The following is a 12,467-nucleotide window of genomic DNA, read 5'->3' as shown; positions in this document are numbered from 1 at the left end:
CTGCCCGCCCTACACGTGGGGAATCGGATACGGGTAAACTGTTTCCTCGGTCAGTTGCTCGCTGACCCAGCCCAGTTCGGTGGGCACGGTGTAGAGCCGGCTGCCACCGAGATACGGGAAGGCCGCCGGCGGATTGCAGTACAGCCCCGGCACGACCACGCGTACCACCGTCAGGCCGGCGGCGCAGACGTCGGAGGTGGTCACGTCCACCGAGACGGCCCGCAGGTTCCGCTCGGCCAGGATGTCCAGGTAGTGCTGGCGGGCCCGGGCCTCCTCGACGGCGGGTATGTCGGTGAGCCGGACGGGTCGGGCCTGCTCCCTCAGCCGGTCGAGCGGTTTGCCCTGCATACGCGGGTCCAGGTAGAGCTGCGCCACGGCGGGCAGGTCGATGAGGTCGTGGAAGTCCGGCCGGAAGTCCTCGGCGTAACGCCGATCGGCACGGTAGGGCCGGTAGGCGTGCGCGGGTATTTCGCCACGGGCGATGGCCCGCCAGTGCGCACTGTCGGGATCGGCCAGTTCGGCGGTCAGTTCCAGCATCGCGAAGGCTTCGACGAGTGCCTTCTTCGCAGCCTCCCACGGGCTGGCCCGGCAGGCCGTACCATAGGAGACGAGGCCCTCCCCCGGGTCGGTGAGGAACGCGGCGAGAACCGGGACGTCGAACTGCCCCGGTATACGGAACAGACGAATGACGTATTCGTTTTCACGCCGGTTGCCACGCCCATTTTTATGAACATTTTCATGAAGATCTTCATAAACACTGGCATGCTTGTCACCGTGTCCGCCGCCGACCTCCGGACAAAATGGGATGTTGTACTGTGCCAGCAGGTCGGCGGCGTCGGCGACGGTGTGCGGGCTCGTCCCGCTGGCCCACCAGATCGTGTTCGCGTCGCGTTCGAAGAGCTCTTCCAGGGCAAACCGCTCGGCGTGTTCGCGGTTCTCCCCGGTGGCTATTCCCGCGTACAGCATCGCGTGGGTGACGGGCTCCCCCGCGTGCCCGCCGCGGAAGTAGTTCAGGTAGGCCATCGACGCGGGCACGAGCACCGGCCGCCCGGTGTGCAGGTCGCGGCCGGGCACCCAGGCCACCGGCAGGTCGCGGGTGAAACGCTGGAAGGGGAAGCCACGGGCTTCGTACTGACGGTCGGAGTAGAGCGCGAAGGATGCCGGGTCCAGCGCGTCGCGTCCCGCCGCGGCCAGGGCGGCGTAGCTGGCGATCTCCAGTTTCTCGGGCACCGCGTTGCCGCAGTAGCGTTCGACGACCTCGCCGACGGCGGCTCGGCGCGCCCGGTCGTGATCTCCCAGGGAGGCGCCGAAACCGTACCGTTCGCCCGTCCAGGCGGCGAACGCCCGGCTGTCGCCGCCCCGCGCGCTCCACCCGACCCAGGAACTCGGCATCCGGGCGCTCGGTTCGTACGGAACGACCTGCGTGATGACGCCGAGCCGGGCGTCGACCAACCGGCGCTCGGCCGGCGATACACCCGTGAGAATCTCCGTGAGAGTCATTGCCGCTCCATCACCGGTAGGTCGACGAAACAGCCGTGGGCCGGCCCGCTGCGCACCGTCTGGGTGGCTGTTCTGGTGACGCTCGAGGTGTACCGATCGGAACCGGTGTTGAGGTTTCGTGCCAGCCGCGGGAAGTCGCTGCCGGTGATGTGCAGCTCGAGTCGGCTGCCGGGCCGCAGCACCAGGGCGGTGGCGCCGAGGACGACGTCGAGGGTGCGCACACCGCGCTCGGCTACGGCGGAACCGGAGGTGATCTCAAAGGCCCGGCCGTCGTCGAAACGCTGCACCAGGCGGACGATCCAGTCGGCGCTCGGCGCGGTGGTGCCCACGGCCAGCCGAACCGTGGGCGACCCGGCGACGGCGAGAGGATTCGTCAACGGGAGACCTCGAAAGGTCACGCTGTCGCGGCGGACGTCGAGGGAGCCCCGGTCGTGATGAACCGGGAGGCTGGGAAAGAGGCTGGGAAAAGGGTCAAGCGGGTCGTAGGTGAAACGATGCTCGGCGGCCCGCTCCGGAAGCGATGATGACAGCGCGCCGTCCGCGGTGGCGTGCAGCCGCAGCACACCGGTCGACGCCGGCCAGTGATCCAGCCACCGGCCGTCCTCCATCAGGAAGATCTTCGTGATCGACGCGTCCTCGCCGGCCAGCACCCGCGAAATCCAGTCGACCTGAAGGGCGCCCAACGGTAGCTGGGACTCGCGGCCGTGGTCGCGGCCACCGGCGGAGTGGGAGTGCGGGGTGGACAGCTCGTGTTGCCACGGCCCGACCACCAGGCCACGTGCCGGCCGCGGGTCGTGGCCGCTGCCGGCAACCGTCCACTGGTGGAGGGTCTGCGGCAGGAACAGGTCGTACCATCCGCCGATGTGCAGGGACGGTAACGCGCAGGCGGCGAGCTCCTGATCGTCCAGCGCTTCCGCGTGGGCCGGTGTTTGCCCGCGGCCGGGGCCGTCGGGGTCGATCGTGCTCCACCAGTGCGGTAGCCGCGCCCACAGACACCCGCCGATCCCGGCGACCGGAAGATGGTGCAGCAGCTGCGGGCGGGCTCGCAGCATCTGAGCGGACAGCCCGTCGCGGCTGGTCCGGCCGTCCGCGTGCTCGGTCCACCAGCCGACGTACTCGGCCAGCCGCAGGATGCCCGAGGGCTCGACGTTGGCCGGGCGCAGCACGGCGGCCGGCACCTCGCTGATCACCGCGCGGACGAGGCCGGGCGCGGCGAGCGCGGCGGACCACGCCGTGAACGACCCGTAGGAGGCGCCCGCGAGGATCACGTTCCCGTCGCACCACGGCTGCGCGCGCACCCATTCGACGAGCGCCCGGCCGTCCGCGCGCTCGTGATGGTAGGGAGTCCAGCTTCCCTCCGAGCCGTAGCGACCCCGCACGTCCTGGACGACGTGGACGAAGCCGTTGCGGGCCCATCCGAGGCCGTTCGCCAGCAGCGCCGATCGGCCGTAGGGGGTACGGGTGACGACCACGGGGGCGGGCAGCCGGTCGTGGAAGTACACGTCGGTGGCCAGCGCGACCCCGTCCGCCGCGGGTACGAACTGGTTGGTGTCGGCCCCACCCGTCCTGGTGCCGGCCCCGCCCATTCCGCCGCCAGCCCCACCCGTCCTCGCGTGGGTGTCGGTGTCGCCGCTGCCCACGGCTACGCCGGGTTGACCGCGAGGACGGGCAGGGGAAGCACCCGGTGGCGGCTGATCGCGAATGTGGTGGCGTCGACGACGAGTTGATGGCCCTCGCTGGGGATGTCGCCGCCCGACGCCAGGGCCAGCAGGTCCGCGGCGAGCAGGCCGGCCAGCATCGACACGGCCGCGGGCGTGAACCGCGCGGCCGGCCTGGGCGCGTCGGAGTCCAGGTAGGCCCAGTGGGCGATCAGCTCGTCGGGCAGGGCGGCCGCGGCGAGCCGGCGTCCACGGGTGTCCTGGTAGGAGGCGGTACGGCCGGGGATCGACAGCGGCCCGAGGACGAACGTGCCGCCCTCGGCACAGCAGCCGTGCCACGGCGTGCGGTGCCGCGCGCACCAGGCGTCCAGCTGGCGCCATCGGGCGTCCGGCAGCCACCGCGCGCAACTGACGACGACGTCCGAGTCCGCCACCGCGGCCTCGTCCACCGGGCCCACGCCGCACCTGGCCTCGCCGAGAAGCTCGAGGAGTTTGTCGACGAGCGGACCGTCGCCGTCCACGTGCACCTTCCAGCCGGACGGGACGGGCGCGTCCTGCTCCGCGCTCGTCAGCACGCCACGGCCGGCCAACGCGGCAGTGATCCGTTCGACGCCGGCCTGGTCGGCGACGGGAACGCGCACGTCCGTGTCACCGGTTTCGAGCCGCTGGACCAGCGTGAGCAGCCGGTCGTCACCGCCGACGCGGACGAAGACGTCTCCCGGGGCGCTGTAGCGCCAGCTGCCGTCGGCAGTCCGGTACAGGTGATGGCCGGGCGCGAGCACACGCATGCCTTTCTTTCTGCCGTGAAATGCCGTGGAACTCTGCCACGAAACGTGGACCCGGATGCCGTGGGGGAAGGGACGGTGGCCGGGAACCGTGGTCATCGGGGCGGCGCGGGGAGGCGCGGACGTTCTCCGACGACCACGGCCGGAAGCAGCTCACCGCCTTCGGTCAGCGAACTACTTCTCCTCGTCCCACGCGAACGGGTTCTGGACCAGTGCGTGGGTGGTCGGGTCCTGCGGGGCGGCGAGAACCGGCTCCTCGTTCAGCACCTCGAAAGAGATCTCCTCCATGACTACCTCCCTCCAATAATAGAAATGGTTTTCATTACGTATAGAACGTTAGCATGCTCCGGTGCGACGCGAAAGTGGTGCGGGGCGCGTTATTCCGGTGCCACCGCGGTGTGAGCATTTGCATGCGTTCGGTCATGACGCTCGCTGGGCGCCGCTGCCTCCGGTGTGTCCCGGGCCGCGACGAGGTCCGCGAGCGTGCCGGTACGGCGCAGGCTCGTCCCAATACCGATCAGCAGCGCCACACCGACACCCGAGGAGGTGACGAGCAGGGCGCCGCGGGTGCCCCAGACGTCGGCCAGCGCGCCGGCGAGCATGGCGCCGAGCGGCGTCCCACCCCAGGCGATCATCCGTGCCGTGGTGTTGACCCGGCTCTGCAGCCGGTCCGGTGTGACAGCCTGCCGGACGACGATGCCGTTGAGGATGACCAGGGAGTTGGCGGCCTGCCACAGCACGAGAATCCCCAGCCCCAGCAGCCACATCGTGTTCCGCGACCAGCACAGCAGCGCGAGCCAGCTGCCCCCAAGCGCGCACAGCGTGATCATCCCGATGGGCACCCGCCGGTGGATACGGCTGAGGAAGGTACTGGTGATCAGCGTGCCGGCGGCCGTGGCGGCGTAGAGCAGCCCGATCCGCACGTCGTCGTCGGCAAGACCGAACTGCTCGACCGCGACGACGACCAGCAGGCCGCTGACCGCGCCCCCGGAGACGCTGGCTCCGGTCCCGAGCAGGGTCAGTGTCCGGATGACACGGTGATCCCAGATGTAGCGGAGCCCTTCGGCGATGTCGCGGCGGGTTCTGGCGACCCACCGCCGCCCGCCGCCCGGGCCGCCGGCGATGCCGCGGTCGCCGGTGCCACCACCGGCGACGCTGCCAGTACCGACGCTGCCGATATCGGCGCTGCCGGGTTGCGCGTCCCAGCGCACCCGGGTCAGCAGGAGCGCGGCGACGACGTAACTGAGGGCGTCCAGCGCGAGGACGGCCGGCGCGCCCAGGGTGGTCGCGGCGACACCGCCGACAGCCGGGCCGGTCAGGTTCACCACGGTGCTCACCGACACCATCGCCGCGGTCGCCGCGGGCACCCCGTCGCGTCCGACGATGGCCGGCAGGACACCGAAACCGGCGGCGTCGAAGAACACGAACAGGGACGACACACCGACCGCGGCCACGAACAGGTGCGCTGTCGTCAGCGCCCCGGCCCAGGACGCGACGGGAACGCTCGCCATCACCAGGCCGCTGGCGACGCTGGTGAGCACCAGCGTGCGGCGCCGGTCCCAGCGGTCCACCAGCGCGCCCGCCGGCAGCCCGAGGACGAGATAGGGCACCGCTTCCAGGCCGGCCAGCACACCCGCGGCGGCCGCGCTCCCGGTGCGCTGGTAGAGCAGCACCGGGAACGCCACCAGCGACATTGCGCTCCCGACCCACGAAACGGCCCGGCTGACCAGGAACAGCCGGAACATCGATGCCGTGTTCATCGCGACACCGTCATCGTCGGAAACTTCGCCGGGAACTCGGGAACCTCACCGGAAACACAGGTTTGAAAACCATCAGAAATACTGTCGGAACTGCTGTCAGAACTGCCATCAGGAATACCGTCATCACCGGTCAGGACGGCCCGGAGTGCAGGGCCGCGGCCAGCCGGACGACCCCGTCGACACCGCTGAGGTTGGTCGAGTACGACTGCGGCAGGAAGACCAGTTTGTTGTTCTTCACCGCGTCCAGGGTCGGGAAGGTCGTCGTCAGGTACTTACGGGCGCTCTCCTCGGACTCGCTGCCGCTGAGCAGGTAGACGAGGGTGGCGGGATCCTTCTTGGTGATGTCCTCGACGGAGAGCTGGCCATAGTACTTGCCGGCGGGCAGGATACCGGCGTAGATGTTCGTCGCCCCGGCGAGCCGCGCGATGTCGCTGTACACCCCTTCGTAGGTGTAGATCGTGCCGTTAAAAGAACTGATCAGCGCCACCGGGACGGGTGCTCTGCCTGCGATCTGGGCGGCGACCTGCCGCAGGCGGTTGTCGATGTCGGCTTTCAGCTCGTCGGCCTTTGCGGTGACCCCGAGAATCCTGCCCAGCGCGGTCAGGTCCGCGTCGACGTCACGCACCCTGGCCTTACTGGCGTCGTCGGTGCAGAAACCGCTGAGGATCAGCACCTGGATGCCCTGGGCCTTCAGATCGTCGATGGTCGGCAGCTGCTGGCCGTCGAAAAGATAGGAACCGTCCGCCCAGATGAGGTCGGGGCGCGCCGCCAGCAGCGCCTCCCGGGTCGGGGCGGACGCGCTCAGCGTCGGTATTTTCTTCTCCACCTCGGCGTACTGCGGCAACGGGGTGCCGCTGCTGGTGTTGTACTGGCCGACGATCTTCTCTGCCGCGCCGAGGGCGATCAGCAGCTCGGTGCTGGTGGTCCAGCCCGAGACGATGCGCGTCGGGGGCCTGTCGAAGTGCAGGGTGCGGCCACAGTTCTGGATGTCGACCGGGTAGCCGGCGCCGGCCGTCGCCCGCGCCGAAACGGCTCCCACCGTGCCGTTCCCCTCGGTGGTGGAGTCGGATCCGCAGGCCGTGAGGCCGACGGCGGACGCCACCAGCGCGACGAGCGCGCATTTTCGCGCGGCGGTGATTCTCATATGTTTCCTTCCGTGGCGAGTTCGCGTTCCTGCGGCGCCTTCTCGTCCCTGTCGAGGATCTCGGAAAAAGCAAGATGGAGGCGTCCGGTCACCGGATGGACACTGCGATGGGCCCGCACCCCGAAAACCTCGGCGACGAGATCCGGGGTCAGCACCTCCCAGGGATCCCCCGTGCGGACGACGACACCGTCGCGCAGCACGTAGAGCCGGTCGCAGAACGCCGCCGCGAGGTTGAGGTCGTGCAGCGCGGCCAACACGGTGATCCCCAGCGAACGCACCAGCGCGAGCAGGCTGAGCTGGGTGGCGATGTCGAGATGGTTGGTCGGCTCGTCCAGGACGAGCACCGACGGCTCCTGCACCAGCGCCCGGGCGAGCAGCACCCGCTGCTTCTCCCCGCCGGACAGGGAGGTGAACGCCCGGTCGGCATACGCGGGCATACCGACCGTGTCGAGCGCGTCGGCGACGATGCGACGGTCGGCCGCGGACGTGAACTCCCACCGGTTCTTGTGCGGCGTCCGCCCGGCCGCGACGATCTCGGCGACGGTGAAGTCGAAATTCTGGGAGTGCTCCTGGGCCAGCGCCGCCACCTGCCGCGCGGACTGCCGCGACGTGAGCTCCCGCAGCATGTTCCGCTCGTCGAGAAGAACAGCCCCGGATGTCGGCGCAACCGCCCGGTAGACGGTCTTCAGCACGGTGGACTTCCCGCTGCCGTTCGGGCCGACCAGGCCGACGAAGGCGCCGGGCGCGCAGTCGACGGTGACGTCGTGGACGATCAGCGCCTGGTCGATCCGCACGCCCACGCCGTCCAGACGCAGTCGTGTCACGCGCCGCCCCCGCCCCCGGCCCCGGCGGACAGCCGGCCGGCCCGGCCCGAACGGCGCAGCAGCAGCAGGAAGAAGGGCACGCCCGCGACAGCGGTGACGATGCTCAGCGGCACCTCCATCGGCCGGGCCACGACCCGACCCGCCAGATCGGCGAGGACGAGGAACACCCCGCCCAGCAGCGCCGCCACCGGCAGCAGCCGCCGGTGGTCGGAGCCGATGAGCAGTCGCACGCAGTGCGGTGCCACCAGCCCGACGAAGGTGACACCGCCCGCGACGGAGATGACCGCGGCGGTGAGCGCGGCGCAGACCGCCAGCAGCTGGGCGCGCAGTCGGCTGACGGAGATCCCCAGCGAGGCGGCGGCCTCGTCCCCGAGTACCAGGGCGTTGAGCTGCCTGGCCTGCGCGAGCAGCCAGATGGTGGCGGCCAGGACGATGACCGTGGGTAGCCGCAGTTTCTGCCAGTCCGCCCCGGAGACCGTTCCGAGCAGCCAGAACAGCACTGCAGCCAGCTGGTTCGACCCGACCCGCAGCTGCAGGAAGCTCGTCCCCGCCTGTAGGAGGTAGCCGATCGCCACCCCCGCGAGCAGCAGGCGGTGCGGATCCAGCCGGCCCTGCCGGCGCCCCAGCGCGATGACCAGGACGAGCGTGGCGACCGCTCCGGCGAAGGCGGCGCCGGAGACCCCGATCGTCGGCAGCAGCCCCGTCGTCGCGACCCCGCCCAGGGTGAGCACGGCGACCGCCGCGATCGACGCCCCCGAGGAGACCCCCACACGTACGGGTCGGCCAGCGGATTGCCCACCACCGCCTGCAGGACGGCGCCTGTCACGGCCAGGCCCGCGCCCACCACGAACGCCAGCAGCACCCGTGGTGTCCTGACCTGCCAGATGATCTGGTCGTCGATCGGCGGGGTGTGACCGCCGCCGCCGACGAGGTGGCTGAGGATGCTCGACCACACGTCGGCGGGCGAGATCGCCACCGCCCCGATGCTGACAGCGGCGACCAGCACGACCGGGGTCGCCACCAGCAGGACGACAACAGTGAGCAGAAATGTGTTCCGTGGACCGCGGGCCGCCCACGGCGCCACGGCGACGGCGGACGGGGTGCCACGCGCCGGGCCGAGTGTAGCGGCAGTGCCCGCCCGTGGCGGTGGCACAGCGACCCTCCCCGGCGATCCGGACACGTCGTTCAGCCGCATGGGCCGGCTGACGGACAACAGAGCACCCCCGTCCTCCCCACCGCTACGCCGGCCGGTAGACAATGCGTAATGAAAACTGAAACGATTATCGTTATTTGTGGATCACCGTAGCAGGCGCGCCCTACCCCGTCAAACACGACCTCGACGCAAGCGACCAGGGCATCTGGGGGCAGATAAGGCGCTCACGGACAGCGGGACCGATGATCGACTTCGTCGCCGGCCGAGTACCGTCACCATGATCGAAATCGATACTCGGCGTCAATCCACGCCTGGCGTTGTCCGCCTGGTGTAGCTGTCCTGGTGTAGCTGTTCAGCTCGGGTGAGCGGGCGTTCGCTGTCCCGTGTGCGCCGATCGCTACCGCGGTTGCGCTGCGGTGCGTTGGGATCGCTGGGTTCAGCGTATGGAGCCCGACGGGACGCTGACGTATGAAGAGCTGCTGCGTCTACTCGCCGAACGGGACACCACGATCGCCCGGCAAGCTGAGCTACTCGCCCGGCAGGCCGGATTCATCGAGACGCTGGCCGGACGGGTCGCCGAACTGGAACGGCAGCTGGGTAAGGACAGTGCGAACTCGTCGCAGCCCCCGTCGTCGGACAGCCCCTACACGAAGCCCGCACCGAAACGATCCTCACGAGGGAAGTCCGGCCGGGCACCGGGCAAGCAGCACGGCGATCCTGGGAACACCCTGCGGATGGTCGACGGCCCGGTCGCGATCGATCTCACGGTCCCGTTCACGAACAATGTCGCGGAACGCGATGTCCGACCCGCCAAGGTCCAGCAACGAACCTCCGGCGGCTGCTGGCGCACCCTGCAAGGCCTGGTCGACTTTGCCGTCGTGCAATCCTATCTGTCCACCGCCACCAAATGGGGTCTGGACACCCTCGACGTGCTCACCCAGTTGTTCACCACCGGCGCCTGGCTCCCACCCACGGCCCGACCCTCCTGACACCACGCTCAGCAACCAGCCATCCCAGCTGAACAGTTACCCGGAAACAGCGTGCGAGAGACGCGGACACAGATCAACGCAGTTGAGCTACCACTTGTTCGTAGTAGAACTTCCACAGTGCCGTCCGGGCCCGGACGGGCTCCGGGCGGAGCGGCTCGGCAACGCAGCAGCCACAGACGCATCCGCTCCGGTTCCGTCCGTCGGATGTCGGCCGGCCACCCCGGCAAACGATCCTGTGATCGTCGTCACGTCCGAAGAGACACGCCGGGACATGCGACGAAACACGCCCGACTCGCCACCCTCGCCGTCACCCTCGGCAACAAGCGCGGGGGCCGGTGCCACGCCGACCCGGTCCGGCTGTGGACGGATGCCGCTCGCGCGGGCGCGGCCTAACATGTGTCGAATGGCTGATCTTACGGGTGGGGCGCACCGGGATCCGCTGAGCGCGCTTCGACAGCCGGTGCCGCCGGATCTCGCCCGGCGGGCGGCCGCCTTCCAGGCGGGCCACAGCCAGCCGGTCGCGACCCGCGACGCCGCCACCGTCGCGCTGCTCCGGGACGCCGAGAACGGGACGGGCATCCAGGTCTGCCTGCTGCGCCGGGTGTCGACGATGGCCTTCGCCGCCGGCATGCACGTCTTCCCTGGCGGGACGGTGGACCCGGCCGACGTCACCGCCCAGCCGCGGTGGTTCGGTACCTCCGAAACGAACGTCGAGACGGACGTCGAAACGGATGTTGAAACGGACGTTGAAGTGGACGTTGAGACGGACGTCGAAACGGACATCGTCACGGCCCTCGACGCCGAGCCAGCGCTGGCCCGCGCCCTGGTGAGCGCCGCCGTACGGGAGACGTTCGAGGAGAGCGGCGTGCTGCTCGCCGGCCCCGACGCGGACAGCGTCGCCGACGTCACCGACCCCAGCTGGGAGGCCGACCGTCTCGCGTTGGAGAAGCGGCAGCTCAGCATGGCCACTCTGCTGGCCCGCCGGGGTCTGGGCCTGCGCGTCGACCTGCTGCGCCCGTGGGCACGCTGGGTGACCCCCGAGGTGGAGCCCCGTCGGTACGACACCCGTTTCTTCATCGCCGCCATGCCGGTCGAGCAGCGAACCCGCCCGATACCCGGCGAGTCCGACCGGCTGCTGTGGCTGTCGCCGGTCACGGCTCTCGCCGAGCATCTGGCGGGACGGCTGGCGATGCTGCCACCCACCGTGCACACGCTGCGGGAGCTGGCCGAGCACGCATCCGTCGCGTCCGTCCTGGCGGCGGCGCGCATCCGGGACCTCAGCCCGGTGCGCCCGAAGATCCTCGTCCGGGACGGGGAGGCCCACCTGCTCCTCCCCCACGACGACGGCTACGACCACGCGCCCACTCCCCCGGCCTCGGCCCCGGAGAGGTAGGACGCCCTCGCCGGTGTTGGCCGCTGGGCGTGTCTGGCAGATGTTGGCCGATGCGGGCGGTGACCCAGGCTGTCTCCCGCAGGGCGGAGGACAGCGGGGTTCTCGTGCGGCGCGACCGGAGACCCGCGCCGTCGCGTGGTGACGACGCGGACGGTGGTGGACGGGGAGCCGTTCGGCAGCGGATCCGTCGGTGACGACAACAACTCCTTTGGTGACGACAACAATGCGGCAGGTAACCGTCTGGCGTCCGCGACCACCCACACGGACCATGATCGGTGTCCGTCGACGCGTGTCGCCGTTCGTGAGGACACAGATGGCTACATGATCAGCACTCCGGGGCTCGGCGGGCTCGCACGGGCTCATGGCGACACTGTCTCCGACAGTCTGTAGAACTGCGGCCCGGGCCGCCGCCGTGGCGACCGTCACCAGCGACGGCCGCCACCAGCCCGGGATCGCCGAACGGACACCCGCCCATCTGATCTTCACCGTCTACGACCTGACCGCGGCCGACCCGGCCGGCGGCTACCTCGCCCAGCAGCTCCTCGAGGGCATCTGATCCAGGCCGCGTCAGCAGCGGTGAAACACCGCGCCGATGTTTTCCGACACAGATCTTCGGTCCTGTTTCGTCAACCTGTGATCGGGTATGAAACGCCCCCGGCTGGAGCGTGCGGAGGAAACGTGAGGAGGAAAGCGATGCTGGAGGTACGGGAACTCTTTGACAGCATGGCCGCGAGCATGAGCCTCAGCAGCGAGGACCGGGCGCGGGGAGTCGACGCGCTGAACGACTGTGAGGAAGCGGTCACCGCATGCGCTTCGGCGATGCTCACCATGACAGATCAGGCCGATGTACAGATGGCCGTACGGCGTGACCTGGACTGCGCGGACGTCGTCCACGCGACCCGCCGGCTGCTGACCCGCGGGAGCGGCCCGGACAGCAGCCTGCTCGGCGTACAGCTCGAAGCCTGCCTGCTGGCCTGTGAACAGAGCAACGAGCTGTGCGCCGCGCACGCTTCGCATCACGAATACTGCCGGATCTGTTCCGAAGCGACACGGCGATGCGCCACGGTCTGCCGGGACCTTCTCAACGCCCTTCGCAGCTGACGTCCGGGCCACACCCTGGCATTCGGTGGCGCTGCACCGCCTGGACGGCGGCTGGGAGCTGATGCGGCGGACCGACGCCGAACGGCTCGGCCGTCTCGTGCTGCGCGACGGCCAACCAAGCCACTTCGAGGCAATCACACCCGCCTGAACCTCCGGGCGG

11 protein-coding genes and 3 pseudogenes are annotated in these 12,467 nt (G+C 69.9%); 6 read left to right on the top strand and 8 right to left on the bottom strand.

Annotated features, from left to right (window positions below):
* Positions 1–9: 9 nt before the first annotated feature.
* The 8 genes and pseudogenes from FSYMDG_RS09155 to FSYMDG_RS09125 form a co-directional block, all read right to left on the bottom strand.
* Entirely contained in the window at positions 10–1,500 is a 1,491-nt protein-coding gene (locus FSYMDG_RS09155; protein WP_013873267.1) for a YcaO-like family protein, read from the bottom strand.
* On the bottom strand, positions 1,497–3,140 hold the full coding sequence (locus FSYMDG_RS09150; protein WP_237703055.1) for a CocE/NonD family hydrolase: 1,644 nt from the start codon (positions 3,138–3,140) through the stop codon (positions 1,497–1,499). Before FSYMDG_RS09150 ends, FSYMDG_RS09155 begins: the two co-directional genes overlap by 4 nt.
* 2 nt (positions 3,141–3,142) lie before the next feature.
* Entirely contained in the window at positions 3,143–3,946 is an 804-nt protein-coding gene (locus tag FSYMDG_RS09145) for a hypothetical protein (RefSeq protein ID WP_237703054.1), read from the bottom strand.
* A gap of 171 nt (positions 3,947–4,117) precedes the next feature.
* Entirely contained in the window at positions 4,118–4,231 is a 114-nt protein-coding gene (locus FSYMDG_RS29170) for a streptamidine-related RiPP repeat protein (protein WP_013873264.1), read from the bottom strand.
* An 89-nt stretch (positions 4,232–4,320) separates the two neighbouring features.
* On the bottom strand, positions 4,321–5,703 hold the full coding sequence (locus FSYMDG_RS09140) for an MFS transporter (protein WP_237703053.1): 1,383 nt from the start codon (positions 5,701–5,703) through the stop codon (positions 4,321–4,323).
* A 130-nt stretch (positions 5,704–5,833) separates the two neighbouring features.
* Positions 5,834–6,847, bottom strand: coding sequence for an ABC transporter substrate-binding protein (locus tag FSYMDG_RS09135; RefSeq protein WP_013873262.1), 1,014 nt, complete (start codon positions 6,845–6,847; stop codon positions 5,834–5,836).
* Positions 6,844–7,671 carry an ABC transporter ATP-binding protein gene (locus tag FSYMDG_RS09130; RefSeq protein ID WP_013873261.1) on the bottom strand — a complete coding sequence of 276 codons (828 nt, stop codon included), beginning with the start codon at positions 7,669–7,671 and terminating at the stop codon, positions 6,844–6,846. Before FSYMDG_RS09130 ends, FSYMDG_RS09135 begins: the two co-directional genes overlap by 4 nt.
* Positions 7,668–8,866 (bottom strand): annotated as a pseudogene (locus FSYMDG_RS09125) (FecCD family ABC transporter permease). Before FSYMDG_RS09125 ends, FSYMDG_RS09130 begins: the two are co-directional and overlap by 4 nt.
* A gap of 401 nt (positions 8,867–9,267) precedes the next feature.
* On the opposite strand from FSYMDG_RS09125, the pseudogene FSYMDG_RS28215 reads away from it, so the two are divergent.
* From FSYMDG_RS28215 to FSYMDG_RS29165, 6 genes and pseudogenes are all read left to right on the top strand, one after another.
* Positions 9,268–9,540, top strand: a pseudogene (locus FSYMDG_RS28215) (DUF6444 domain-containing protein); the annotation flags it as partial.
* A 39-nt stretch (positions 9,541–9,579) separates the two neighbouring features.
* Positions 9,580–9,813: pseudogene (locus tag FSYMDG_RS25260) on the top strand (IS66 family transposase); the annotation flags it as partial.
* Positions 9,814–10,216: 403 nt separating this feature from the next.
* Positions 10,217–11,206, top strand: coding sequence for an NUDIX hydrolase (locus FSYMDG_RS09115; protein WP_013873259.1), 990 nt, complete (start codon positions 10,217–10,219; stop codon positions 11,204–11,206).
* A gap of 412 nt (positions 11,207–11,618) precedes the next feature.
* Positions 11,619–11,762, top strand: a complete 144-nt coding sequence (locus FSYMDG_RS24295) for a hypothetical protein (protein ID WP_165001414.1) — start codon at positions 11,619–11,621, stop codon at positions 11,760–11,762.
* 137 nt (positions 11,763–11,899) lie between these two features.
* Positions 11,900–12,307 carry a hypothetical protein gene (locus tag FSYMDG_RS09105; protein WP_013873256.1) on the top strand — a complete coding sequence of 136 codons (408 nt, stop codon included), beginning with the start codon at positions 11,900–11,902 and terminating at the stop codon, positions 12,305–12,307.
* A 25-nt stretch (positions 12,308–12,332) separates the two neighbouring features.
* Positions 12,333–12,455 carry a hypothetical protein gene (locus FSYMDG_RS29165; protein ID WP_258165219.1) on the top strand — a complete coding sequence of 41 codons (123 nt, stop codon included), beginning with the start codon at positions 12,333–12,335 and terminating at the stop codon, positions 12,453–12,455.
* Positions 12,456–12,467: the final 12 nt, after the last annotated feature.

Source organism: Candidatus Protofrankia datiscae (assembly GCF_000177615.2).
GTDB lineage: Bacteria > Actinomycetota > Actinomycetes > Frankiales > Frankiaceae > Protofrankia > Protofrankia coriariae.
This window is presented reverse-complemented; position numbering and strand designations above follow the sequence as displayed.

Bases quoted from the DNA above. Each gene is read 5' to 3' on its own strand.
- FSYMDG_RS09115 (WP_013873259.1), top strand. From the start codon at position 10,217: ATGGCTGATCTTACGGGTGGGGCGCACCGGGATCCGCTGAGCGCGCTT.
- FSYMDG_RS29170 (WP_013873264.1), bottom strand. From the start codon at position 4,231: ATGGAGGAGATCTCTTTCGAGGTGCTGAACGAGGAGCCGGTTCTCGCC.
- FSYMDG_RS09135 (WP_013873262.1), bottom strand. From the start codon at position 6,847: ATGAGAATCACCGCCGCGCGAAAATGCGCGCTCGTCGCGCTGGTGGCG.
- FSYMDG_RS09155 (WP_013873267.1), bottom strand. From the start codon at position 1,500: ATGACTCTCACGGAGATTCTCACGGGTGTATCGCCGGCCGAGCGCCGG.
- FSYMDG_RS09105 (WP_013873256.1), top strand. From the start codon at position 11,900: ATGCTGGAGGTACGGGAACTCTTTGACAGCATGGCCGCGAGCATGAGC.
- FSYMDG_RS09145 (WP_237703054.1), bottom strand. From the start codon at position 3,946: ATGCGTGTGCTCGCGCCCGGCCATCACCTGTACCGGACTGCCGACGGC.
- FSYMDG_RS09140 (WP_237703053.1), bottom strand. From the start codon at position 5,703: ATGAACACGGCATCGATGTTCCGGCTGTTCCTGGTCAGCCGGGCCGTT.